The organism is Eubacterium sp. AM46-8 (genome assembly GCF_003466705.1).
In the GTDB taxonomy this organism is placed as follows: domain Bacteria; phylum Bacillota; class Clostridia; order Lachnospirales; family Lachnospiraceae; genus Lachnospira.
The window spans coordinates 238,995-265,133 of record NZ_QSEU01000001.1 but is presented as its reverse complement, the minus strand read 5'-3'; the positions used below and the strand labels follow the sequence as shown (position 1 = coordinate 265,133).

Annotated in this window: 24 protein-coding genes; 23 read left to right on the top strand and 1 reads right to left on the bottom strand. The window is 36.9% G+C overall.

Annotated features, from left to right (window positions below):
• The first annotated feature begins 16 nt into the window (after positions 1-16).
• From DW963_RS01285 to trpD, 11 genes are all read left to right on the top strand, one after another.
• A complete protein-coding gene (locus DW963_RS01285; RefSeq protein ID WP_117913540.1) occupies positions 17-670 on the top strand; it encodes an HAD family hydrolase in 654 nt (217 codons plus the stop codon).
• 10 nt (positions 671-680) lie between these two features.
• Positions 681-1,367, top strand: a complete 687-nt coding sequence (locus DW963_RS01280) for an HAD hydrolase-like protein (RefSeq protein ID WP_117913539.1) — start codon at positions 681-683, stop codon at positions 1,365-1,367.
• 42 nt (positions 1,368-1,409) lie between these two features.
• On the top strand, positions 1,410-1,838 hold the full coding sequence (mscL, locus tag DW963_RS01275) for a large conductance mechanosensitive channel protein MscL (RefSeq protein ID WP_012739517.1): 429 nt from the start codon (positions 1,410-1,412) through the stop codon (positions 1,836-1,838).
• A gap of 278 nt (positions 1,839-2,116) precedes the next feature.
• Entirely contained in the window at positions 2,117-3,472 is a 1,356-nt protein-coding gene (locus tag DW963_RS01270) for an NCS2 family permease (RefSeq protein ID WP_243004231.1), read from the top strand.
• A gap of 99 nt (positions 3,473-3,571) precedes the next feature.
• Positions 3,572-5,350 carry a bifunctional homocysteine S-methyltransferase/methylenetetrahydrofolate reductase gene (locus DW963_RS01265; RefSeq protein WP_117913538.1) on the top strand — a complete coding sequence of 593 codons (1,779 nt, stop codon included), beginning with the start codon at positions 3,572-3,574 and terminating at the stop codon, positions 5,348-5,350.
• A gap of 81 nt (positions 5,351-5,431) precedes the next feature.
• Positions 5,432-5,587, top strand: a complete 156-nt coding sequence (locus DW963_RS13215; protein ID WP_158568602.1) for a hypothetical protein — start codon at positions 5,432-5,434, stop codon at positions 5,585-5,587.
• 100 nt (positions 5,588-5,687) lie between these two features.
• Positions 5,688-6,086, top strand: coding sequence for a hypothetical protein (locus DW963_RS01260; RefSeq protein ID WP_117913537.1), 399 nt, complete (start codon positions 5,688-5,690; stop codon positions 6,084-6,086).
• A 21-nt stretch (positions 6,087-6,107) separates the two neighbouring features.
• Positions 6,108-6,905: a glutamate racemase gene (murI, locus tag DW963_RS01255; protein WP_117913536.1), complete on the top strand. Its 798-nt coding sequence runs from the start codon at positions 6,108-6,110 to the stop codon at positions 6,903-6,905.
• A 21-nt stretch (positions 6,906-6,926) separates the two neighbouring features.
• Positions 6,927-7,409 carry a Cys-tRNA(Pro) deacylase gene (gene ybaK, locus DW963_RS01250; RefSeq protein WP_117913535.1) on the top strand — a complete coding sequence of 161 codons (483 nt, stop codon included), beginning with the start codon at positions 6,927-6,929 and terminating at the stop codon, positions 7,407-7,409.
• Positions 7,410-7,425: 16 nt separating this feature from the next.
• Positions 7,426-8,613 (top strand): flagellin lysine-N-methylase, encoded by a 1,188-nt coding sequence (gene fliB, locus DW963_RS01245; protein ID WP_147347571.1) that lies wholly within the window; start codon positions 7,426-7,428, stop codon positions 8,611-8,613.
• A 48-nt stretch (positions 8,614-8,661) separates the two neighbouring features.
• On the top strand, positions 8,662-9,669 hold the full coding sequence (gene trpD, locus DW963_RS01240; protein ID WP_117913533.1) for an anthranilate phosphoribosyltransferase: 1,008 nt from the start codon (positions 8,662-8,664) through the stop codon (positions 9,667-9,669).
• Positions 9,670-9,749: 80 nt separating this feature from the next.
• On the opposite strand, the gene asnB is transcribed toward trpD, so the two are convergent.
• Positions 9,750-11,594, bottom strand: coding sequence for an asparagine synthase (glutamine-hydrolyzing) (asnB, locus tag DW963_RS01235; RefSeq protein ID WP_117913532.1), 1,845 nt, complete (start codon positions 11,592-11,594; stop codon positions 9,750-9,752).
• Between the two features lie 183 nt (positions 11,595-11,777).
• Between asnB and DW963_RS01230 the strand changes: the two genes are divergently transcribed.
• The 12 genes from DW963_RS01230 (at position 11,778) to DW963_RS01180 (ending at position 26,138) form a co-directional block, all read left to right on the top strand.
• Positions 11,778-12,986, top strand: a complete 1,209-nt coding sequence (locus DW963_RS01230; protein ID WP_117913531.1) for an NADP-dependent isocitrate dehydrogenase — start codon at positions 11,778-11,780, stop codon at positions 12,984-12,986.
• A 42-nt stretch (positions 12,987-13,028) separates the two neighbouring features.
• Positions 13,029-13,622: a putative ABC transporter permease gene (locus DW963_RS01225; RefSeq protein ID WP_243274150.1), complete on the top strand. Its 594-nt coding sequence runs from the start codon at positions 13,029-13,031 to the stop codon at positions 13,620-13,622.
• Positions 13,623-13,659: 37 nt separating this feature from the next.
• The gene (locus DW963_RS01220; protein WP_117913530.1) at positions 13,660-15,471 is read left to right on the top strand and encodes a glycerophosphodiester phosphodiesterase family protein; all 1,812 of its coding nucleotides are present in this window, start codon (positions 13,660-13,662) and stop codon (positions 15,469-15,471) included.
• A 15-nt stretch (positions 15,472-15,486) separates the two neighbouring features.
• Positions 15,487-17,214 carry a phosphoenolpyruvate--protein phosphotransferase gene (gene ptsP / locus DW963_RS01215; RefSeq protein ID WP_117913529.1) on the top strand — a complete coding sequence of 576 codons (1,728 nt, stop codon included), beginning with the start codon at positions 15,487-15,489 and terminating at the stop codon, positions 17,212-17,214.
• Positions 17,215-17,228: 14 nt separating this feature from the next.
• Positions 17,229-18,470, top strand: a complete 1,242-nt coding sequence (gene hflX / locus DW963_RS01210) for a GTPase HflX (protein WP_117913528.1) — start codon at positions 17,229-17,231, stop codon at positions 18,468-18,470.
• 2 nt (positions 18,471-18,472) lie between these two features.
• On the top strand, positions 18,473-18,961 hold the full coding sequence (locus DW963_RS01205; protein ID WP_117913527.1) for a dihydrofolate reductase: 489 nt from the start codon (positions 18,473-18,475) through the stop codon (positions 18,959-18,961).
• Positions 18,962-19,079: 118 nt separating this feature from the next.
• A complete protein-coding gene (locus DW963_RS01200; protein WP_117913526.1) occupies positions 19,080-20,780 on the top strand; it encodes a zinc ribbon domain-containing protein in 1,701 nt (566 codons plus the stop codon).
• Between the two features lie 47 nt (positions 20,781-20,827).
• Positions 20,828-21,019, top strand: coding sequence for a hypothetical protein (locus DW963_RS13865; protein WP_353652745.1), 192 nt, complete (start codon positions 20,828-20,830; stop codon positions 21,017-21,019).
• Positions 21,016-22,317 (top strand): flotillin family protein, encoded by a 1,302-nt coding sequence (locus tag DW963_RS01195; RefSeq protein ID WP_353652744.1) that lies wholly within the window; start codon positions 21,016-21,018, stop codon positions 22,315-22,317. Before DW963_RS13865 ends, DW963_RS01195 begins: the two co-directional genes overlap by 4 nt.
• Positions 22,318-22,551: 234 nt before the next feature.
• Entirely contained in the window at positions 22,552-23,517 is a 966-nt protein-coding gene (locus tag DW963_RS01190; RefSeq protein WP_117913525.1) for a transglutaminase domain-containing protein, read from the top strand.
• Between the two features lie 15 nt (positions 23,518-23,532).
• Complete coding sequence (locus tag DW963_RS01185; RefSeq protein WP_117913524.1) at positions 23,533-25,095, top strand: MBOAT family O-acyltransferase; 1,563 nt, start codon at positions 23,533-23,535, stop codon at positions 25,093-25,095.
• Between the two features lie 29 nt (positions 25,096-25,124).
• Positions 25,125-26,138, top strand: a complete 1,014-nt coding sequence (locus DW963_RS01180; RefSeq protein WP_117913523.1) for an SGNH/GDSL hydrolase family protein — start codon at positions 25,125-25,127, stop codon at positions 26,136-26,138.
• The last annotated feature ends 1 nt before the right edge of the window (position 26,139 follow it).

Below are 26,139 nucleotides of genomic sequence, written 5' to 3'. Positions count from 1 at the left end.
TTTGGAGGATATATCCATGTTGAATCTTAGTAATTATCAGTGTATTATATTCGATCTGGACGGAACGATACTTGATTCTACGCAGGTATGGGCTAAGGTTGACATGGATTTCCTTGGAAAAAGAGGAATTCCTGTTACCAAAGAATACATGCAGGAAATCAAAACACATACATTCGAATCCGGTTCAATATACACGAAACAGAAATATAACCTTCCGGAATCAACAGATGAGATAATGAAGGAATGGTATGAAGCGGCACTTGAAGCGTATACAGATAAAGTTATATTAAAACCGTATGTGAAAGAATTTATTGAGAAAATGCATAATAATGGTCTTAAGATTGTTTCGGCAACATCATCAGACAGGGCACTTTTTGAGCCATGCTTAAGACGTAACGGAATATATGGTTTCTTTGATGCATTTACACAGACTAATGAGGTCATGAGAGGAAAGAAATTTCCTGATGTCTATATTAAGGCGGCTGGAAAAGCTGGATATGATATAAAGGACTGTATTGTATTTGAAGATGTTCTTTCAGCAGCAATGGGAGCTAAAAGCGGTGGATTTACAGTTGTTGCAGTGTATGATGAGGCCTCTTCAGATGACTGGGATTTAATATGTGATGTGGCAGATTATAATATTAAGAATTATAGTGAACTAATGAGATAATGGAGCAGATATGACTAAGAAGTATATATTGTTTGATTTGGATGGAACACTTACAGATTCAAGCGAAGGAATTACTAAATGTGTGCAGCATGCATTGAACAGGCTTGGAATTAAGGAGAATGACCAGGCTATGTTGAGAAGATTTATAGGGCCACCACTTGATGAAAGCTTTGAAAAGTTTTATGGCTTTGATAAAGAAACTGCACTTAAGGCGGTTGACTATTACCGTGAGAGATATTCTGACACAGGTATCTATGAGAATGTGTTATTTGACGGAATAGACAAGCTGCTTGCGGACTTAAAGAATGACGGATATATTGTTGCTCTTGCAACATGTAAACCGGAGATATATGTTCCAAGAATACTGAAGCATTTTAATATAGATGGATATTTTGATGTTGCAGTAGGAAGTGAATTAGAAGGCGGAGAACGCCGTCATAAGAATCAGGTTATTAATGAAGTATTCGTAAGACTTTCTGAAGCAGGGTTAACAGGAGACGATGATATTACTATGGCTAAATCCAAGGCTATAATGATAGGTGACAGAAAGGATGATATACTGGGTGCGAAAGCTTCTGGAATTGATTCTATGGGAGTAAGATACGGTTTTGCAGAAGAACAGGAGCTTGAGATAGCAGGAGCAGATTATATTGTTGAAACGGTAGAGGATATAAGGGGAAAATTAAAGACATTATAATTGTTCCAAAGATTAATCAATAATATACGGGAGGAAAACATAATGAAAAAATTTATTCAGGAATTCAAAGAATTTGCATTGAAAGGAAATGTTATGAACCTGGCAGTCGGTGTTATTATTGGTGCTGCATTCCAGAGTATCGTAACAGCACTTACAAGCAGTTTTATTAATCCACTTATTGCCGTAGTTACAGGTGGTACTAATGGAGAAGGCGTTACTGTTGGTGGTACATTTACAATAAGAGGAGTTGTGTTTGATTATGGTTCATTCATAACAGCAGTTATTAACTTCCTTATTATGGCATTTGTTCTGTTTCTTTTAGTTAAAGCAATGAACAAGATGATGAGCTTAGGTAAGAAAAAAGAAGAACCGGCTCCAACTACAAAGGATTGTCCGTACTGCTTTAGCAAGATATCTGTTAAGGCAACAAGATGTCCTTTCTGTACAACTGAATTAGTAGATAAGAAATAAAATAAAGCCATATATGCAGGTCTCCCAACTGCATATATGGCTTTATTCATGTTTTTCATAAATGGATGTATCCCAAAACCTGTGTTCACGTCCAATTCACAGGTGTGTAAATAAAGTACAATGCTATAGTACTATTTTGCTATTGAATGTGCTTCCCCCTTTTAGTGGGGATTTTATTAGAAAAGATATATGTCTAATAAAAAAGTTGTCGTAAAATTGAGAGGAATATGTTAATATTATTAAGTATTTTTTATATTTATAAAATTATGGAGGTTGAAATGGACAAATTGTTCAAACTTAAGGAAAACAACACCAGTGTAAGAACTGAGGTTGTAGCTGGAATTACAACATTTATGACAATGGCTTATATTCTGGCTGTTAATCCATCTATCCTGTCAGCATCAGGAATGGATTCTAATGCAATTCTTATGGCGACTGCAATAGCATCTGCTATAGGTTGTTTTGCAATGGCTTTCCTTGCTAATTATCCTTTTGCGCTTGCTCCAGGACTTGGACTTAACGCATATTTTGCGTATACAGTATGCGGAAGCATGGGATATAGCTGGAAAGTAGCACTTTTTGCTGTATTTGTTGAAGGACTTGTATTTATTGTGCTTTCACTTACTAATGTTCGTGAAGCTATATTTAACGCAATTCCTACAACATTAAAGAAGGGTGTATCAGTAGGTATCGGTCTTTTTGTGGCATTTATCGGACTTCAGGGTGCTAACCTAGTTGTTGCAAGTGAGTCAACAAAGGTTACTGTTGTTAATTTCAGAACTAATTTTAACACAGTAGGAATAGGTGCTTTACTTGCAGTTATAGGTACATTTATCATTGCTATTCTTTATGTAAAGCATGTTAAGGGTTCTATCCTTATCGGTATCGTTGCAACATGGGTGCTTGGTATTATCTGCCAGCTTACAGGACTTTATAAGGTTGATGCGGCAGCAGGATTCTATTCACTTATTCCTTCATGGAGAAGCTTTGATATCACAGCTATCAGCCAGACATTTGGACAGTGCTTTAACCTTAAGGGCCTTAATATTAATATATTAGATTTTATTGTTATTATGTGCTCATTCCTTTTTGTTGACATGTTTGATACACTTGGAACACTTATCGGTGTTGCCAATAAGGCTAAAATGCTTGATGAGAACGGAAGACTTCCTAGAATTAAGCAGGCTCTTTTAGCTGATGCTATCGCAACAAGTGCAGGTGCCATCCTTGGTACTTCTACAACAACAACATTTGTTGAGAGTTCATCAGGTGTTGCAGAAGGCGGAAGAACAGGACTTTCTTCAGTTGTAACAGGCTTCTTATTCCTTATTGCAATTATATTTGCACCTGTATTTACTACAATTCCTGGATTTGCAACAGCTCCGGCACTTATTTTTGTAGGATTCCTTATGGTTAGTGCGGTTGTTGAAATTGATTTTAATGATTTAACAGAGAGTATACCGGCTTACCTCTGCCTTATCTGTATGCCACTTATGTACAGCATTTCAGAAGGTATTGCAGTTGGTGTTATTTCGTATGTTATTGTTAATGTTGTTGCTGGAAAGGCTAAGAAGATTACTCCACTTATGTACGTGCTTGCATTGCTGTTCATATTGAAGTATATTTTCCTTTAATTTTTAGTGCAAATTAAACATAATAATGATACAATTTTGGAGTCACTGCTTTAGCAGTGGCTCCTTTTTAAGTTAAACGATAAGAACAGGGGATTGATTATGAAATATTCTAATACAGCAGGATTGCTCGAAGAAAGATTAAAGAGTTCAAGAATTAATGCTGATGGTGCATTTGGTACATATTATGCGAAGATATATGATGAAGGAAGCCTTCCGGAGATGGCCAATGTATCTGCACCAGCCAGAGTTTTTGCTATTCACAGGGCATACATTGAGGCCGGTGCACAGATTATAAGAACGAATACATTTGCAAGTAATACAGTAAGTCTTGGACAGGATATAGATGATGTACGAAACAATATAAGATGCGCCGTGAAGATAGCACGGGAAGCATGCGAGGGGATGGGGGTTCTTGTTGCAGCAGATATAGGTCCGATACCTGGTGAGAATATGTTTGATAAAGAATATATAGAGAATGAGTATGTTGATATCGTTAACACATTCAAAGAACTTGGTGTTGATATATTTGTGTTCGAGACATTCCCTGAGCTTAGTTTTATTAATAAAGCTATTGAAGCAGTGGGGGATAAATGCTTTGTCATTACACAGTTTGCGATTAATCAGTTTGGGTACAGCAGTTCCGGATACAGTGCAAGAAAACTGATAGACGAGGCTGCAAAGAATCAGTATATAGATGCCTGCGGATTTAACTGTGGTGTAGGACCAGGACATATGAAGAAGCTTGTCCAGAATCTGATAAACAGAAATGATAAGTATTTTGCAGTACTTCCTAATGCAGGTTATCCTCAGGTTGTAAGCGGAAGAATGGTTTTTGCGGATAATAATGCAGGTTACTTTGCACAGATTATGAAAGATATGGCAGAAGAAGGAGCTGATATTATTGGCGGCTGCTGTGGAACAACTCCTGAATATATAAGACAGATGACTGCTTTAACGGCAGAAGTTTCTCATTCCCGTGATATTAAGCATGACAATGAAGAGCAGAGGGATAGAACTTTTATAGATTGTGCGTTTTATAAGGGAAAAGAAGGAAGAAAGCTTATTGCTGTAGAACTTGCACCACCTCTTGGTGTGGATGATGAGAAGATTATGGATGCAGCATTTTTGATGAAGAAAAGTGGGGTTGATGTTCTGACATTCCCTGATTCACCATCAGGAAGAACAAGAGCAGATTCGATACTTATGGCGGAAAAGGTTTCAAGAGAGACAGGAATGTGTGTTATGCCGCATATATGCTGCCGCGACAAGAATGCTATTGCCATGCGTTCGCAGCTTCTTGGAGCTCATATCAACAATATTAATAATTTTCTTGTTATCACAGGAGATCCTATTCCTTCAATGGTAAGATCCAGTGTTAAGAGTGTGTTTAATTTTGATTCTGTCGGACTTATGAATATAATAAGTGATATGAATCAGGACCAGTTTGCAGATAAACCAGTTATATATGGTGGTGCAATCAATCAGGGAAGAGTTAATTTCAAAGTGGAACTCGCCCGCGTGAAGAAGAAAATGGAGGCAGGTGCTACATTTTTCATGACGCAGCCTGTGTTTTCTGATGAAGATATAAGCAGGCTCCGTCAGATTAAAGAAGAGACAGGTGCAAGGATTCTCTGTGGAATAATGCCATTTGTAAGTCTTCGTAATGCGACATTTATGAAAAATGAGATGACAGGTATTAATGTTACTGATGAGATACTTGCAAGATATAGTGCAGATATGACTAAAGAGGAAGGCGAAGAGACAGGAATACAGATTGCAAGGGAGATAATCACTAAGACATCAGATTTTGTTGATGGATATTATTTTTCATTTCCATTTAACAGAGTGCATATGTTAGAAAAGATTCTTAATGCTTGACGGATTAGAAATGTTTTTGATATAATATCCAAAAGTTTCGATACGGAATAATTGAATAATATGTGATGTGTGAGGTGTGGTATGGACGAGACTCAGGTTAAACATTTTATTATGATGGAACGAAGAAAAGGCACAAGTATTGATGAATTAATATTCATACTTCATGATAATGGCGTTCCAGACTATGAAATCTCTAATTTTCTGGAGATTTCCATAAACATGTGGAAGAAGTTCTGAGTGATTATTAATTAATAAGCCTTGAATTGGAAGTAAACTTGAATACTTTCACTTCAAGGCTTATAATCATTATTAAATGCTAAGAAAGGTAAGGATTGTTATGGAGATAATTGAATTACCAATAACTATAGAGGAATCAGAGAATTACAGAAAGATTACGAACAGGCTGAAAATACTGGGAGCAATTGGATGGGTGAAAGCATATATATGGGCTGTTGTATATGTGGTTATATTCTGTGCAATAGGATTCATGCTTGCTGGAAAGTATGCGCTTGGAATTATGGAGTATGTTCCCGTGTGGGTATGGCCGGTATTATTCATTGCTGTGTGGATTGTATCTGCTATAAGAAGATCAGGTAATAAGCAGCTTAAGGTGTTGTTACAGAAATATCTATTTACTGATTTTGCAGATAAAATATTTGCAGGGGAGATACGTCCGAGCAGGGTTAAGATATTAAAGGATAAGATGATCGTTTATTGTAAAGTATATAATGATTAGAACATAGAGGTTTGTAGCAATATGAAGATAGGAATATTTGACTCAGGTATAGGCGGTCTGTCAGTGCTGCATCAGGCAATGATTACACTGCCAGAGGCTGATTACATATTTTATGCTGATGTGGATAATGTTCCATATGGGGAGAAAACAAGAGAAGAAGTAAGAAATCTGGTTGATCATGCAGTCGGCTTTCTTGTTGGTAAAGGATGCCAGGCAATTGTACTTGCTTGTAATACTGCGACAAGTGCAGCAATATCATATCTTAGAGAGAAGTATAAGCTGCCAATTATAGGTATTGAACCTGCCGTTAAACCGGCAGTTGAGCATATACATGAATCAGGCAGAAGAGTTATGGTTGTATCAACACCAGTAACAGCTAAGGGAGAGAAGTTAAAGCGCCTTATAGAGAAGTATGATGCCATGCATGTTGTAGATGTAGTGGCACTGCCAAGACTTGTAAGGTTCGCACAGGATGATGATTTTGATTCATCAGATGTAATTGAATATTTAAAATGTCAATTTGCACCATACAATCTTGAGAATTATTCTGAACTTGTTCTTGGCTGTACACATTTTAACTATTTTAAGGATTCATTTGCAAAGCTGTTTCCTGATGATTTGGAGATGGTTGATGGCAATACAGGGGTATCCAATAATCTTAAGAATACTGTTATTAAGAATGGTATATTTACGGAAGCTGATAGTAACAAGAAGGGCAGCGTGGAATATTATTATTCTGACAGAAAGATGGAGAGTCAGGCAGAGATGGAGCATATAAGAAGGCTTCATGACCGCCTTGAAAGAATGAGACAGATATAGAATTGCAAGAGGAAAGTTATTATGGGAAAATCAGATGATAAGACTAATGTATGCAGAGTTCTAGACCAGAAGAAGGTGCCTTATAAGACACATGTGTGTCCTGATGCAGAAGGGTTAAGCGGTGACGAGATAGCAGCCGTTCTTAATGAGAATCCGGCACAGGCTTTCAAGACACTTGTCACAGTTGGTAAGACAGGCAGGAATTATGTGTTTGTTGTGCCTGTTAATAAGGAACTGGATTTAAAGAAAGCAGCGAAGGCTGTTGGAGAGAAATCAATAGAGATGATTAAAGCAAAAGAACTGCTGCCTCTTACAGGATATGTGCATGGTGGCTGTTCACCTATAGGAATGAAGAAGTTTTTTTCTACAACATTCCACGAAACTGCTAGAGATTTCGAGACTATAATGTTTAGTGCAGGTAAAATCGGACATCAGGTAGAAGTAAAGCTGTCCGATGTAGATAAAGTTATAAGATATCAGGTTGCTGATATTGTTACAGACTAAGGAGAAGATAAGAATTATGAAACTCAGAGTTCCATTCTATTATGACCAGTTTCACTGTATAACATCAGAATGTAAGGATAACTGTTGTGTTGGCGGCTGGGAAATAGATATTGATGACGATACTTATGATTATTATATGAGCCTTGAAGGAGAACTTGGCGACAGAATAAGAGCTGATATTACCAAGAGTGAAGATGGTTCTAACTGTTTTAAGCTTATAGATGGACATTGCGGACTTTTAGATGATTGTGGTTTATGTACAATACATAAAGAGCTTGGCGCAGAACATTTGTCTGTTGTGTGTGACCAGTTTCCAAGATATTCTGAATATTATGGAGAAATCAAAGAAAGCGGTGTTGGACTTGCATGTGAGGAAGCGGAAAAAATTATATTTTCTGAAAACAAAACATTTACAACCGTGTTAAAGCCATGTGATGAGCAGTATCTGGAAGATGATGAGTTTGATAGTTCTTATGCAGTTAAGATATTTAAAGCAAGAGATGAGATATTCAGGATACTTGATATGACAGAGATGTCAGTTAATGAAAAACTGGTTGTTATATTAAAATATTGTGCAGCAATGCAGGAATATATTAATGATGATGACTTTGACGGACTTAAGAAGTATGTTAATACATTTGGAAGGAGTGATATTGAACATATTCTTATGGAGATGAATGAAGAGTCGGACAGTGAAAATTTCGAGGATGTTGATATACAGGACAGCATAAGAAGCATTATGTATTCATATGAGGATATGGAAGTTCTTAATACAAGATGGGAAGATATGCTTTCGGATATTGTTGAGATATTCCATGACAATATGGACAACGAAACATATCAGGAAACAGAAGATGAATTCATGACAGCAATGCTTGAAAGAGAATATGAGTATAGGAATTTCATAACATATCTTGTGTTCAGATATTTTGCCAAGTCGGTGTATGATTATGATGTTGTGGGTAAGGCTAAGATGTTTATAACCAATTATATTATACTTCGTCAGATGGATATGCTTGTGTGGTATAAAAAGAATAAGAGGTTCACATTTGATGACAGAATAGATACAGTTCATATATTCTCAAGACAGGTAGAGTATTCAGAGGATAATATGGAAGCCCTTTATGAGTCATTTCTGTTTGATGAGGTGTTTGAGACTGATAACCTTTGTAAGTTGATATGGATTGACAGCACGGCGTTATAGTAATACACTAAAGCTATCGTTTAGATATGTTTATAGGAGGCTAAAAAGATGATTAAAGAAGCTATTGCAAGGCTTGTTAAGAAAGAAGATTTGACAGCAGAGCAGATGAACGATGTAATGGAAGAGATTATGACAGGAGAAGCTACTGATGCACAGAAAGCAGCGTTTCTTACAGCACTGGCAGCAAAAGGAGAGACTATTGATGAGATTACAGCAGCAGCCAGGGTTTTAAGGTCACACTGTGAGAAATTCCTTAACGATATGGATGTGCTCGAAATAGTTGGAACAGGTGGCGATGGCTCTAACTCAATTAATATATCAACTTTAGCTTCTATCGTAGTATCAGCAGCAGGAATCCCAGTTGCCAAGCACGGTAACAGAGCAGCTTCAAGTAAATGTGGTACAGCAGACTGCTTAGAAGCACTTGGTGTTAAGATAGATGCAGCACCAGCAAGAATGGCACAGATTCTTAAGGATATTAATATATGTTTCCTTTTTGCACAGAAATATCATCCAGCTATGAGATTCGTAGGAAGTGTAAGAAAGGAAATTGGAATCCGTACATTATTCAATGTACTTGGACCATTAGCTAACCCTGCAGGAGCTTCTATGCAGCTTTTTGGTGTGTACAGTGAGGAACTTGTTGAGCCACTTGCACATGTATTACATAACTTGGGATGCAGGAGAGCCATGACAATATATGGAATGGACAGTATTGATGAGATATCACTTAGTGCTGATACTAAGGTATGTGAGTTTAAGGGAGATGAATTTAAGACATATACTATTAAGCCTGAAGAATTTGGATTAACAAGATGTAAGAAGGAGGACCTTATCGGTGGTGAGCCTGCAGTTAATGCACAGATTGCAAGAGATATTCTTGAAGGTGCGGAAGGTTCTAAGACAGATGTAGTTCTTCTTAATGCAGGAGCAGCTATATATCTTGCTTCAGATGGTATCACAATGAAAGAAGGTATAGAGAAAGCAAGAGAAATCATTAAGAGTGGTGCAGCTAAGAAGCAGCTTGAAAGATTTATAGAAGAGACTAATAAGTAATTAACAGAATATGTGTTAAGTATAACAAAACCCCTGGCGCATTAGCGGCAGGGGTTAATTGTTATTATAATTATAAAAAATTAAGCAGCTTCCTTTACTCCGTTACCGAAGAAATCTTCATACCATACAAGGAACATGTAAATTGTCCATATCTTACGTGAATTATCTGCTTTACCTTCTTTGTGGTCATCAAGATATTTAACAATCTCATCAGTGTTAAAATATTTTTCAGCAGCTTCACTTGTGAAAGCCTTTTTAATCATATTGTAATACTTCTCATCCTTGAGCCAGATTCTGATAGGAACAGGGAATCCAAGCTTTTTCTTCTCAGCAACCATGTCTGGAAGATGTCTGTGGGCAGCCTGTCTCATGGCATACTTGGTATTACTCTTGTTAACCTTGTACTTAGTTGGAATAGTACGGGCAACATTGAACACTTCCTTATCAAGGAAAGGAACTCTTACCTCAAGAGAATGAGCCATACTCATCTTGTCAGCCTTAAGTAAGATATCGCCTATCAGCCAGAAATTGATATCAATATACTGCATCTTAGTAACATCATCCTTATCAGCAACCTTATCATAGAAAGGCTTTGTAAGTTCCTTATGGTCATACTTGCCGGTAGGATTCTTTAATATCTTGGCACGCTCTTTCTCATTGAACATGAAAGCATTACCGATGAATCTTTCTTCAACTGTCTTGCTTGCTCTGTTTAAGAAGCTTTTTCCCTTGAATTTGAACGGGATAGCGTTGGCAATATTGGCAAGTCCTTTTCTTAAGCCCTTAGGGAGCTTCTGGAATTCTGCAAGGTCAAGTGGTTCTCTGTAAATGTTATATCCGCCAAAGAACTCGTCAGCACCTTCACCTGACATGGCAACTTTTACATGCTTGGCTGCTGTCTGGCTTACAAAGTAAAGTGCAATGGCAGCAGGGTCAGCTAAAGGCTCGTCCATATGATACTGAATCTTAGGGATTGCAGCCCAGTATTCTTCACTTGAAACAAGCTTTGAATAATTGTCAATCTTAATCTTGTCTGATAAAGCTTTGGCATAGTCAATCTCGTTGTATTTTTCATAATCAAATCCAACAGTAAATGTTTTGTCACCGTTAAATGTAGCAGCAACATAACTTGAATCAACACCACTTGAGAGGAATGAACCAACCTCAACATCACTGATCTTATGGTGTTCAACTGAATCATGCATAACATCATCGATTTCATCAACAAATTCATCTAAAGACTTGCTCTCATCAGCATCAAATGTAGGCTCCCAGTATCTTTCGATGTTAAGCTCGCCCTTGTGGAATGTAAAGCAGTGACCAGGCATCAACTTGAAAATACCTTTAAAAAATGTTTCATCAAGTACTGAGTACTGGAATGTGAGATAATTCTCAAGTGCAACAGGATTAACCTCTTTCTTATAAGCAGGATGCTCTAAGATACTCTTAATCTCTGAACCATATATCATGTTGCCATCTGCAACTGTGTAGTAAAAAGGCTTAATTCCGAAGAAGTCTCTTGCTCCGAAAAGAGTTTCTTTCTCGCTGTCCCAGATTACGAATGCAAACATTCCACGAAGCTTGTTAAGCATGTCCTTGCCATATTCCTCATATGAGTGAATGAGAACTTCAGTATCTGAATTGTTAGCGAATACATGACCTTTCTCAATAAGGTCTTTTCTTAAATCCTGATAGTTATATATCTCACCGTTAAATGTTATTACTATCTTCTTATTTTCGTTAAACATAGGCTGGCTTCCGTTGTCAAGGTCAATGATAGAAAGTCTTCTAAAGCCCATGTATGCTTTATCATCAATGTATTTACCAGCACTGTCAGGGCCTCTGTGAATAATTTTGTTCATCATACGTTCAAGAACAGCATCACCATCAGCCAAGTATCCAGTAAAACCTGCGAATCCACACATGTATCTGTACCTCCATAATTATGACTGCACAATCAGTGCATTGTTAAATGTAGTGTGTAAAAATTACTTATGAATTATAACAAAGTAATCAAGCTAATACAAGTCAGTTTCTGTTTACAAAACATTTGAAATAAATTATAATAATTAATCAGGTAAGAAAAAGAAAGAGAGGTTCTTTATATTATGGACAAAATTAAGATGACAACTCCACTTGTAGAGATGGACGGAGATGAGATGACAAGAGTATTGTGGAAGCTTATCAAAGACGAGCTGCTCACTCCTTTTATTGACCTTAACACAGAATACTATGATTTAGGTCTTGTACATAGAAATGAGACTAATGATCAGGTAACTATAGATTCAGCAGAAGCTACTAAGAAGTATGGTGTTGCAGTAAAGTGTGCAACAATTACACCTAATGCAGCAAGAATGACAGAATATAACCTTAAAGAAATGTATAAGAGCCCTAACGGAACAATAAGAGCCATGCTTGATGGTACAGTATTCAGAGCTCCTATTATTGTTAAGGGTATTGAACCATATGTTAAGACATGGAAGAAGCCTATCACAATTGCAAGGCATGCATATGGTGATGTGTATAAGGCATCTGAGATGAAGGTTTCTGAGGCTGGTAAGGCAGAGCTTGTATTTACTAATGAGGCTGGTGAAGAGACAAGAGAGCTTATTCATAACTTTAAGGGTGCAGGTGTTCTTCAGGGAATGCACAATCTCAACGATTCTATCGAGAGCTTTGCAAGAAGCTGCTTTAATTTTGCACTTGAGACAAAGCAGGATCTCTGGTTTGCAACTAAGGATACAATCTCTAAAAAGTATGACCATACATTTAAGGATATATTCCAGGAAATATTTGATGCTGAGTATAAGACTAAGTTTGAAGAAGCAGGAATAACATATTTCTATACACTTATAGATGATGCAGTAGCAAGAGTTATCCGTTCAGAGGGTGGATATATCTGGGCTTGCAAGAACTATGATGGAGATGTTATGAGTGATATGGTAGCCACAGCATTTGGCTCACTTTCAATGATGACTTCTGTTCTTGTATCACCTCATGGATACTATGAGTATGAAGCTGCACACGGAACAGTACAGAGACACTATTATAAGCATCTTAAGGGTGAAGAAACATCTACTAACCCTATTGCTACTATATTTGCATGGACAGGCGCTTTAAGAAAAAGAGGAGAGCTGGATAATATTCCTGAGCTTGGAAAATTTGCTGATACTCTTGAGCGTGCATGCATTAAGACTATTGAAGATGGAAAGATGACAAAGGATCTTGCTCTTATTACAACAATGGAGAATCCTGTAACACTTAATACACAGGATTTTATCAGTGCAGTAAGGCAGACTCTTGAAGAACTCCTTTAATTAAGGGGTTATGGATTTTCCATTTAATGATGGAGGGGCGTTATGTCACATTTATTGGGTATAACATTTAGAAGCATGAATATAAGCCAGCTGGTTATATGGTTCTTCATATACAGCTTTCTTGGCTGGTGTATGGAATGTGTAGTTATCAGAAAGCAGCTTGGGTACTGGGAAAACAGAGGGTTTGCCAAGCTTCCTTTCTGTATAATATACGGATTTGGAACACTCATTGCTTTTAATATTTTTAAGCCTATAGAGCATAATTATATTGCACTTTATGTATTCGGATGTATATGTGCTACAGCATTTGAGTATCTTACAGCACGGGTTATGTTAAAGCTGTTTGGTGAAGTGTGGTGGAATTATGATCATCTTAAGTTTAATTACAAAGGCATCATATGCTTACAGTCAACACTTGCCTGGGGGTTTGTTGCCGTATTTATATTCGGATTTTTGAATAAATTTGTGGAGCGTTTTGTATTCTCAATCGATTACAGGATTGCCAGCGTTATGGCAATGATTCTTGTCTTTTCATATACTGCGGATTTTATGCAGAGTTTTTCGGAAAGTCTTAATATGCAGAATATGGATATCAGAGCAGAGATGAGAAAGTTTATTAAGATGTTTCACAGATAATCAGCATCTTATTGACAATTGATTCGGGGATAATTATATGATTTTTAAAAAGTTACGAAACAATTTTAGTCTTTTAATTGACAGCAGCAGGCATGTATGGACATTTGAACTGGCATACAAGCTTGTTGCTTTTGCTGTTATATTCCCCATTGTTTTATTCGCGATTAATTTTCTTATGAAGATAGCAGGAGTGAACTATCTTACTAATGAATATATTCAGAGAGCAATGACACACCCTGTAGTCATATTTGCAATTTTTCTTGCTATTGGTATATTTGTATTCTATTGCACTTATGAGATGACATATCTTTCAGTCTGTTTTGAGACAAAGAGAACATCATGTAATGCATCTGTTGTTGATATGTTTTATAATTCTTATAAAGTTTTTAAAAATGTTTTTAAGCCAAGGCATATTGGTCTGAGTATATTTTACTTCATATCAATTCTGGCTTCTAATGTAACTGTATGGTTTAATGTCTTGTACAGTGAGACTAATACTAACTTAATTAAAATGTATATCATTAGGAATCACTGGTATATTAAGGTCGAAGTTATCTTTGTGTTTGTCATTATATACGCAATCGTAATTCCTGGAATATATGCAATGAATATATGCATGATGGAAGGACTTGGATTTAGGGAAGCATATAAGAAAAGTGCCCGTATGGTTAAGAAGCATCCGCTGGGAACAATATCAGCACTTATTGTGTATAATCTGGTTATGCTTACAATTATTGGAATAACTTATGTGCTTATATCAGTATTTCTTGTTGCAGGTGTTAAGATTCTTAATATGGCGTATCTTGGTAATGCTATATTTCTGTCTGCATTAAGGACAGAAAGACTAATTATAAAATGTATTCTTGTATGTGTAGCAATACCACTGTCTTTTTCGGCCATTTCACATATGTATTACAAATATACTGATTTAGATGATATTACATTTGAGTTCACAGATATACAGGAAGGTCCTGCAAAAAGAAGAAGGATAATATATAGTATTGTTTTAATTGCTGCTGTTGTTGCAGATGCATTTTATCTCATAATGACATTTAATAATAATCCATTTGAAAACGTAGCTATCTTTCATGAGACTAAGGTTATGGCTCACAGGGGGGCTTCAACAGAGACACCTGAGAATACGATGGCAGCATTCCAGAAAGCTATAGATGATATGGCAGATTATATTGAACTTGATGTGCAGCTTACAAGTGATGGAGAAGTCATAGTGATGCATGATTCTAATGCATATCGTACAACAGGTGTGGATGGAAATATTGCAAATATGACATATAAAGAGGTTCGAAGACTGGATGCTGGTTCATGGTATTCAGATGAATATAAAGGTGAGAAAGTACCAGGACTTAGAGAAGTACTAGAACTTGCACAGGGAAAGATAAAGCTTAATATAGAATTAAAGCCTGCTGATAATGGTGAAGAACTTGCAAGGAAAACAGTCGCTCTTATTGAAAAATATAATATGGAGAATGATTGCGTAATAACATCATTTAGCAGTTCAGCTTTATTGGCAGCAAAATCATGTGATGAAAGTATTAGAGTCGGATATATATTATCAGCGGCGTATGGCGATTATTATGATATGAAGAATATAGATTTCTTCAGTGTTAATGCAGCATTTTTGTCAAAGAGGACTATAGATGCAATTCATAATTCAGGTAAACAGGTGTATGCGTGGACGGTTAATAATAAGGATTCTATCAAGAACCTGACTAACAAAGGTGTTGACGGTGTTATCACAGATAATCCGGTTCTTGCAAGGGAAACAATTTATTCAAGAGATACTTCTGAAACAATTATTAATATGATCAGATATGTGTTTAATCAGTAGAATGGGGGCATACGTATGGAAAGAGGAATAGGAACTTCCAGAGGAATAGGCATTGGGCATGTACTTGTAGTGTCTAATAATAATGCTGTTGTAAACAGAGGAACACATTATAACGCAAATGAAGAGAAAGCAAGGTTTTTTGAGGCAAGGAAAATATTTATGGAGCAGACAGAGAGCCTGCTAACTGACCTTGAAAAGAAGCTAGGAGAGTCAGATAAGGATGCACTTGTACTTAAGAACCAGATATATCTTGTGAAGGATATTACAACAGAAAGTGAGGTTGTCGCTGCAATTGAGAATAATAACATCTGTGCAGAGGCAGCATTTGAAGATGTATGCAATAAGCTTATTAAACTGTTTTCTTCAATGGATAATTCTGATATGCAGCAGCGTGTTACAGATATTCAGGATATGAAGGAGCGCATGATACAGATATTACAAGGAGAGAAAGCATTTGACTTAACTAATCTTCCTGATAATACTGTTATTGTGGCAGATGAGATTAAACCATCTATGACAGCTTCAATGGATATAGCACATGTTGCAGGTATTGTTGCGGAAAAAGGTGGCGACACAGCACATGCTTCTATTCTTGCCAGGGCACTTGAGATTCCGGCAGTACTTAGCGTAAAAGGTATTCTTGAAAAGGTGGGTAATGGTGATTCTATAATAATAGATGGAGCGTATGGAGAAGTATTTATTAACCCTACACAGAGAACTCTTTCTATCTATGAGAAGAAAAAAAAGAAATACGAAGAACATATTGAAGAATTAAAGACATTTATAAATAAAAGCACAGAGACAGCTGATGGCAAAAAAGTTATGCTTGCTGCCAATATCGGAGGGGCTGAAGAGGCTGCCAAGGCAGTTAAGGCGGGAGCTGAAGGTGTGGGACTTTTCAGAACAGAATTCCTGTTTCTTAACAAAAGTGCGTTGCCTACAGAAGAAGAGCAGTTTGAGGAATACAAAAAGGCAGCAGTGCTGACAAAAGGTATGCCACTTACAATAAGAACACTTGATATTGGTGGTGATAAGGATATTCCTTATATGGGCCTTACTAAAGAAACCAATCCATTTTTAGGATACCGTGCAATAAGATTTTGTCTTGACAGAGTTGATATATTCACGACACAGCTCCGTGCGATATTAAGAGCCAGTGCATATGGTTCTATAAGAATTATGATACCTATGATTACATCGGTTAATGAAATCAGACAGGTCAAGGAGCTTATTAAGAAGATATGCAGTAATCTTGAACGTAATGGAATTAGTTATGACAAGAATATCCATATAGGCGTTATGATTGAGACTCCTGCTGCTGCTGTCATGGCAGATGTTATAGCACAGGAGGTTGATTTCTTTTCAATAGGCACTAATGACCTTACACAGTATACTATCGCAGTAGACAGATGCAATGAAAATGTAGCATATCTGTATTCTGCATTCAATCCGGCAGTATTAAGACTTATAAGAAGGATAATAGAATGTGCCCATAATGCAGGTATTGAAGCCGGAATGTGTGGTGAGGCAGCTGCAAATGCTTTAATGGCTCCTATATTGTTATCATTTGGTCTGGATGAATTCTCAGTATCAACAGGAAAGGTATTAGAGACAAGAAAGACAATTGCAGACTGGTCACTTAAAGAAGCCGGACTTGTAACAGATAAGGTTATGTCAATGGCAACTGAGAAGGAAGTAACAGACTATCTTAGTGACTATTTATCAGAAAGAAATAAAAAATAAAAGGAAATATATATATGGCAGTTTATGAAACAGATGAGATTATCGAGAAAGTTATTCTGGTTGGAGTAGCGTTTGATACAGATGATGATACAGAACGCTCCCTGGATGAGCTTAGAGAGCTTGCCAAGACAGCGGGCGCACAGACAGTTGGAAGGATGATTCAGACAAGAGATAATTTTCACCCTGCAACATATATTGGCAAGGGAAAGATTGAAGAATTAAGACTTATGATTGACGAGCTTGATGCTACGGGAATTATATGTGATGACGAATTAAGTCCTGCCCAGTTTAAGAATCTTGAGGATGAACTTGACGTTAAAGTTATGGACAGAACAATGGTTATTCTTGACATATTTGCGGCAAGAGCTACATCAAGTGAAGGTAAGATTCAGGTTGAGATGGCACAGTTAAAGTACCGTTCAATAAGACTTGCAGGCTTCGGAACATCAATGTCAAGACTTGGTGGCGGAATAGGAACAAGAGGTCCAGGTGAGAAAAAGATTGAGACAGACAGACGACTTATAAGGGACAGAATATCAAAGCTCTCAGCAGACCTTAAGGATATGAAGGAGCACAGAGATGTCCAGAGAAGCAAAAGAGCTAAGACCTCAACACCTGTTGCGGCTATAGTTGGATATACCAATGCCGGCAAATCAACGCTTCTTAACAAGCTTACTGATGCAGGTGTGTTGTCGGAGGACAAGCTTTTTGCAACACTTGACCCTACAACAAGAAGTATGGAACTTCCTAATGGAGAGAAAGTGTTGCTTACTGATACAGTCGGATTTATAAGAAAGCTTCCACATAATCTTATTGAAGCATTCAAAAGTACGCTTGAAGAGGCAAAGTATGCAGACATTATAGTGCATGTTGTTGATGTATCCAACCCGGACTATGAACAGCAGATGTCAACAGTATATGCAACACTAAAGCAGTTAGGTGTTGAAGGAAAGCCTGTTATTACATTATTTAATAAATGTGATGTTTTACCGGAGAAACCGGCAGCTAAAGATTTACACGCAGACTACACATACAATATATCTGCCATAAGAGGCAATGGCCTTGAAGCATTTAAAGAGTGCATACAGGAAATTATTCTTAAGAGCAGAATAAGAATTGAAAGAGTATTTCCTTACAGTGAAGCAGGCAAGATACAGCTTATAAGACAGTTTGGACAGCTTGAAAGTGAAGAGTACACAGAAGATGGAATCAAGGTGCTTGCCTATGTTCCTAAGGAGATAGAAGGGAAGTTGTAATTATGAATCTGATAGCAACAGTAGATAAGAACTGGGCAATAGGGAAACAGGGACATCTTCTTGTTAATATTCCAGAAGATATTAAGCTTTTCCGAATGGAAACAGCAGGAAAAGCTGCAATAATGGGAAGAAAGACTTATGAACAGATTACAGACAGAACAGCACTTATAGACAGATATAATGTTATTCTTACTAATGATTTGTCATATAAGAAGGACGGAGTTGTTGTAGTACATTCAGTAGAAGAGGCACTTGAAAAGGTTGCATCATATAAGTCAGAGGATGTATATGTAATTGGCGGAGAATCTGTATTTGAACAGTTTCTTCCATATTGCGATGTGGCACATATAACGAGTGTTGATTATAAATATGATGCAGATGTACATTTTCCTAATCTGGATAAGATACCAGAATGGAAAGTCACACAGATGAGTGAGGAACATACATACTTTGATTTGTGCTACGAATTTAAAAAGTACTGTAAAATGTAAATTGTTCTTTGAATCGTGCAGAAACGGATATGATTGAAAAGTTTCTGACATATTTTTTTTATTGAAAATATACATTTTATTTGATACTATAAATAAAAAAAGAGAGGAGAGAAAAATTATGTTTTGCACAAAATGCGGATATAATGCAGGGACAGCTAAGTTCTGTCCAAAGTGTGGAAATCCTTTGAATCCACAGCCAGTACAGGAAACACCTGTACAGAACGAACCAGTTGTACAGACGATACAGAGTGAGCCGGTTGTACAGCAGCAGTTTGGAACACAGCCACAGTTTAATGAGACAGTACAGCAGCAGTTTGGAACTCAGCCACAGTCAGGGGCAGTTCCTCCAGTGAATGCAGATGTACCAAGATATCAGGAAGCACCTCCTATGCAGCCACAGCCTAAAAAGAAAAAGAAGAAATGGCCAATTGTTGTTGCTATAATAGCAGTTATTGCGGTAGCGGCAGCAGTACTTGGATTTGTAGTACTTCCTAATGTGTTATCACCAGATAAGCATGCAAAAGCAGCTATCAAGAAGCTTGGAACGGGTCTTGAGAATACAGCAAGCAGTGCGTTTGATAATATGTCATTTACATCTGTATCAGATAAGAGTCAGATAACAGGTACATTAAAGATTGATACTGCCACAATTGATGGCGAGAAGTATTCAGATTATATAAAGGCTGATACAGTTACATATGATATTCAGATGGATGCTTCTACAGAGAAGATGGCAGGAGAGATTAAGTTACAGAATGGTTCAGCTACAGCACTTACAGCTACATTTTATTCAGATGGTAATAACATGTATTTCAAAGTTCCTGAGTTGTTCTCAGAGTCATTCGTGATTTCAATGGCACAGCTAGAGGATGAAATTGATTCAGGCTTTTCTTATGGAAGTATGGGCAGTATTTCAAAGTATTTCTCATCAATTGATACAAGCAATATTGAATTGTACAGAGAACCTGTTAATGCTGCAGTTAAATGTGTAGTTAAAGGTATTAACACATTTGCAGAAGAATGTGAATACAAGAAGGGCGATAAGCTTACATATAATTCTGATAACGGAGACATCAAGGTTTCTGAATATAGCATAACAATAACTAAGGATGCTGTTATTAAGGCATGCGAAACAGTCATTGATGAATTATATGCAAGTAAAGATCTTTCTTCTTATATGACAATTCTTACAATGGCAGGTGTTTCACAGACAACTATCAAGAGTAGTATTGAGAGTTCATTAAGTGATATGCAGCCAGTTACAATATCAATGTATGTTAATAAGAATGATGAGATTGTAAGGCTTGCAATTGATGCGGCAGATTATAACACAAGCGAAAAAGGATTTATTGCAATTTCATTTCTTGGCAATGACAATCCATTTGAATATGTTGTTATCGAAGCAGATGTTGATGATATTAGTATGAAGTATACAGTAAAGACACAGGATAATAAGGCTGCACTGGCATTAGAGATGACTCATAATAAAGAGTATATCAAAGCAGGAGCAGAGCTCAGTGCATCAGGAACAACGGTAAAGATTGATAATCTTTATGTGAATAGTAATATTGATGGCAGCAATATAGATATGAAGCTTTCAGGTGAAGCTACACAGAAAGAATTCAGCAAGTTAAAATACTCTGCATCAGATTATTCAGGTGCTTACAATCTTGCTAATCTTACTGAGCCTCAGAGCACAACACTTGCATTAGAACTTATGAAGAATATAAATGTTTTATCTAATGTGTTCAGTGATAAGTTATATAATGAATTGTTTAATGGAAAGAGTTCTTCTGGCAGTGCAAGACTTGGGTTTTAATGGCATTTATTAACTAATGATTAATTAGAAAGATGAGGGTATATAATATGGAATTAGCAATTATTATTGGGGTAGTTGTGATTTTATTTATTGTGTTTATTCTTGCAAGTTATATTAAAGCACCAACAGACAGGGCATTGATTGTTTCTGGTTTAAGAAAGAATCCTAAGTTTGTTATAGGTAAGTCAGCTTTAAGAATTCCATTCTTACAGAGAGTTGATAACTTGAACTCAAGATGATTTCTGTTGATGTCAAGACAAAGGAATCAGTTCCGACTAATGAATATATTAATGTCAACATTGATTCTGCAGTGAAGATTAAGGTTGGTTCTTCTAAGGAAATGCTTGAGAAAGCAGCAAGCAACTTTCTTAACAAGAATGAAGATTACATCAGAAATTCAGTAGGAGATGTATTAGAGGGTAACGTCCGTGAGATTATAGGACAGATGAGACTTGAAGATATTGTTCAGGACAGAAAGATGTTTGCTGAGAAGGTACAGGAAAATGCTGCTCCGGACATGGCAAGAATGGGTCTTGAAATAGTAAGCTTTAATGTCCAGAATGTTACTGATGAGGGAAATGTTATTGAGAACCTTGGTATTGACAGGGTTGTAAGTATCAGTAAATCAGCACAGATATCAAGAGCAGAATCAGAAAGGGATATTGCAGTTGCCAAGGCTAATGCAACAAAGCAGGCAAATGATGCAAGAATCGAAGCTGAGACTGCTATTGCAGAAAGAAATAACGAACTTGAGATTAAGAAACAGGAATTAAAGAGAGCGGCAGATGTTAAGAAAGCTGAGGCTGATGCTGCATACGAAATCCAGCAGCAGGAACAGAGAAAAACAATTGAAATTACTACTGCTAATGCTAATATTGCAAAGCAAGAGAAAGAGATTGAGTTAAGAGAGAAAGAAATTGCTGTTAAAGAAAAAACACTTGATGCAGATATCCGTAAGCAGGCAGAAGCAGAGAAATACGCAACACAGCAGAAGGCTGATGCACAGCTTTACCAGAGACAGAAGGAAGCAGAAGCAAAGCAGTTCGAAATTCAGAAACAGGCAGAGGCTAAGAAGGCACAGGCAGAAGCAGACAGATTTGCAAAAGAGCAGGAAGCGGAGGCTGTTAAGGCACAGGGAATTGCTGAAGCAGAAAGTATTAAGGCAAAAGGTCTTGCAGATGCAGAAAGTATTAAGGCAAGAGGTCTTGCTGAGGCTGAGGCTATGGAAAAGAAAGCAGAGGCAATGGCTAAGTATGGTAAGGCTGCCATGACAGAGATGATTATTAAAGTCCTTCCACAGATGGCAGAAGCAATTGCAAAGCCTCTTGAAAGCATTGATAAGGTTACTATTATTGATGGAGGTTCAGGTGAGAATGGAGTAGGAACTTTCAGTGGTAATGTACCGTCTGTTCTTGCTAAGACAATTGAGAGTATCAGGGAAACTACAGGCTTTGATCTGACAGAAGTCATGAAGCTAATACATATGATGCCAAGACTACTAAGAACGTTAATTTCACAGGTCTTCCAGAAGAGTTGAGTGCAGCAGCTAAAGAGACTGAAACTGATGGTAAAACAGAATAATACTGATTAATTAAGAATCTAAATGTAAAATGTATATGCTGGTATCAGATATGGGAAACTATATCTGGTATCAGCATTTTTATAGTAAGAGCCGGTTTTACAAGTTGACTATATAAATTGATGTAAGTTATAATAATATGAATAAAATTTAAGGAGAATAGCATTTGAATAATACAAGTGCATGTGAACAATGATTAAACACAGATATTTTGCAGGAAGAGTTCTTGTATATGGATTGATAAGTGTTGCAGTTATGTTATCTGCAGCAGTGACAGGATGTAACAACAAGAATAATATTTCCGAAGGAAGTATTAAGACAGAAGCTGTCCAGCCAGAAGGAAATAATCAGTCAGAAGAGGGCAGTGAGTCAGATGTTAATGACCGGTCGTCAGATATTCATGTTGAGCCACCGGTAATTCATGGTATATCAGATAAGACATATTATATAGGCAGTAAAGTTTCATATATGACAGATGTGTATGCAACAGATTTCTCAGGGCAGGAGATTGATGTTGAGGTTGATAAATCACAGGTTAATACTTCACAGCCGGGAAGTTATATTGTTTATTATAAAGCAGTAGATTCAGATGGTAATGAGACTATAGAAGAAGCGACATTTACTCTTATTGAAGAGGAGACACAGGAAGTTAAAGTAAACAGCAGTTATTCAACTCTTGATGAGGTTGTAGCTGCAGTTCTTCAGGATATTACAGATAATTCAATGTCTAAAGGACAGAAAGCAAGGGCAATATATAAGTACGCACATACTAAGATTGGATATGCAGGAAACAGTTATACACAGAGTTCACAATGGCAGGATGAAGCATTTGAGGCATTAAAAGTGATTAAGAAGAATGGATATGTGTCGGGTGACTGTTTCACATATGCTTCTGTTGACAGAGCGCTCCTTGAAGGGATAGGATCTGAGTGTATATGGGTTGATAATCAGGGCGCAAGGTCTGGAGATCATAGCTGGGTTTTATGTAATCTTGGAACAGGCTGGTATCATTTTGATTCAACAAGAATGTATGATGGATTTGAATGTTTTATGCTGACAGATTCACAGGTGCAGGATTATATTAACAGAGGAAATTCAATATATAGAAGAGATATGTCCGCGTATCCGGCAACTCCTTCAGAAGAGTTTTCATATTAGGGAGGAGTAAGATAAATGTTATTTACATCTTATCAGTTTATTTTATTTGTTCTGGTTGCACTTATTTTATATTATGTTGTTCCTAAACGTATTCAGTGGATAGTACTGTTATGTATGAATATGTTATTCTATGTGTATGCCGGATTAAGCGGAATAATATTCATAGTAACAACTATCGTAACAACATATGCAGGTGCAAGGCTTATATGCAGGGAGAAAGACAGGTCTGTACGCTTCATAGAGGAACATAAATGTGATATATCCAGAGATGAAAAGAAAAAGCTTAAGAACATTTCTTTAAGAAAACAGAAAATGTTTCTTACTATTGTTCTGCTTATTAATTTTGGAATACTTGCTGTACTTAAATACACCAATATGTTTATAGTCACATTTACAACATTTAATACGGTTGATTTTGTACTTCCGATGGGAATATCATTTTATACATTCCAGTCTACCGGATATATGATTGATGTGTATCGCGGTGTTGCAGATGCAGAGAAGAATCCGTTCAGATATGCACTGTTTGTATCCTTTTTCCCACAGCTTGTACAGGGACCTATAAGCAGATGGAATGATCTGAAGAAAAGCCTGTTTGAAAGTCATGCTTTCTCGTGGGTTAATATACAGTATGGTTTTGAGAGAATTCTGTGGGGATATTTTAAGAAGATGGTAATCGCAGACAGGGCAGCAATCGGACTTGCCACAATACAGTCGGATGTTTCGGTGTATTATGGTGCATATGCATTTGTAGGAATGCTGCTGTACGCAATTGATCTGTATGCAGATTTCACAGGTGGTATAGATATTACAATTGGTGTTGCACAGATGTTTGGTATTATTCTTCCGGAGAATTTCAGAAGACCATTCTTTTCAAAGAGTATAGCAGAATACTGGAGAAGATGGCATATTACATTGTGTGCATGGTTTAAGGATTATCTTTTCTATCCGTTATCAATGTCTAAATGGATGAATAAGGTATCAAGATGGCTTAAGAAGCACATAGGAAAGCCAGTAGGTTCAAGATTTCCGGTGTATTTTTCAAGTCTTACTGTGTGGTTTGTGACAGGTATATGGCATGGTGCAAGCTGGAATTTCGTAGTTTGGGGACTTTTGAACAGCATAATTATGCTTGTTTCCCAGGAACTTAAGCCACTATATGAGAAGGCAGATAACAGGTTAGGTTATAGAAAGTTAAAATATTACAAAGTATTTGAGATAATAAGAACTACTGCTATAGTATGCTGCCTGCAGATGCTCGATTATTACAGAGATATTGCAGAGGCATTCCGTATGTTTTTCTCGATGTTTACCAGTGTCAATTATGCGGCTGTGTTTACTAAGGGAATGTGGAGTATAGGATTATCAGCAGCTGATTATATAGTACTTTTTGCAGGTGTGGTTATAATGTATGTGGTAAGCCTGCTTGAGAGAAGATGTTCGGTCAGAGAGCAGCTTGCACAGAAAAATTATATTATAAGATATACAGTTTTTCTTGTGATTTTTCTGCTTATAGCTGTATTTGGAATCTATGGAGTCGGATACGAGTCAAGTCAGTTTATATATAATCGGTTTTAGAAAACATTTTCTAAGGAATGGAGATAGTTTTGAGAAAGAAGATATGTACAGGTATTGCAGTTGTAATAATACCGATAGTATGTCTGTATCTTTTACAGTGTCTGTTAGTTCCTAAATATGCATCAGATATTAAAGAAGGTGCAATGATTGAGGAATATTACAACAGTGAAAAGAATCACGATGTGCTTATTCTTGGTGATTGTGAAGTATATGAGAATATATCCCCGGTTACAATGTGGGAGAATTACGGGATATCAAGTTATATCCGTGGAAGTGCGGAACAGCTTATATGGCAGTCGTATTATCTGCTCGAAGATACTCTTAAGTATGAGAAACCGCAGGTTGTTATTGTAAATGTACTTGCAATGACAGAAAGTGATGCCAAAAACGAGGCTTATAACAGAATGACACTGGATGGCATGAAGCTTTCAAAGTATAAGATAGCTTCTATAAGGGAGTCAATGACAGAAGAAGAGAATATGGCCAGCTATATATTTCCATTGTTGAGATATCACTCAAGATGGAGTGAATTGTCATCAGAGGATTTCAGATATATGTGGAAAACACCATCCGTCACAACTAACGGTTATCTTATGCAGAAGGGAGTAAGACCAGTTACGACCATACCAAAAGCTGCTCCACTTGCTAATTATACATTCAGTGACAGGAACATGGAGTATCTTGATAAGATATATTCACTTTGTAAAGATAATGGTATTAATCTTGTGCTTATGAAGGCACCAAGTGTATTTCCTCACTGGTATGATGAATGGGATAAGCAGGTGAACGATTATGCGGATGAGCATAGAATATTGTATCTTAATACAATTAATGAGGCTGAAAATATAGGTATAGACTATACTACTGATACATTTGATTATGGACAGCATCTTAATGTGGAAGGAGCTGAGAAGCTGTCGTTATATCTTGGGGAACAGCTTGTGAAGAAATTCGGGCTTACAGATCACAGACAGGATGAATCATATAAGAATGTATGGCAGACAATAGTTAATAAATATTACGAAGAGAAACAGGGAGATTGAT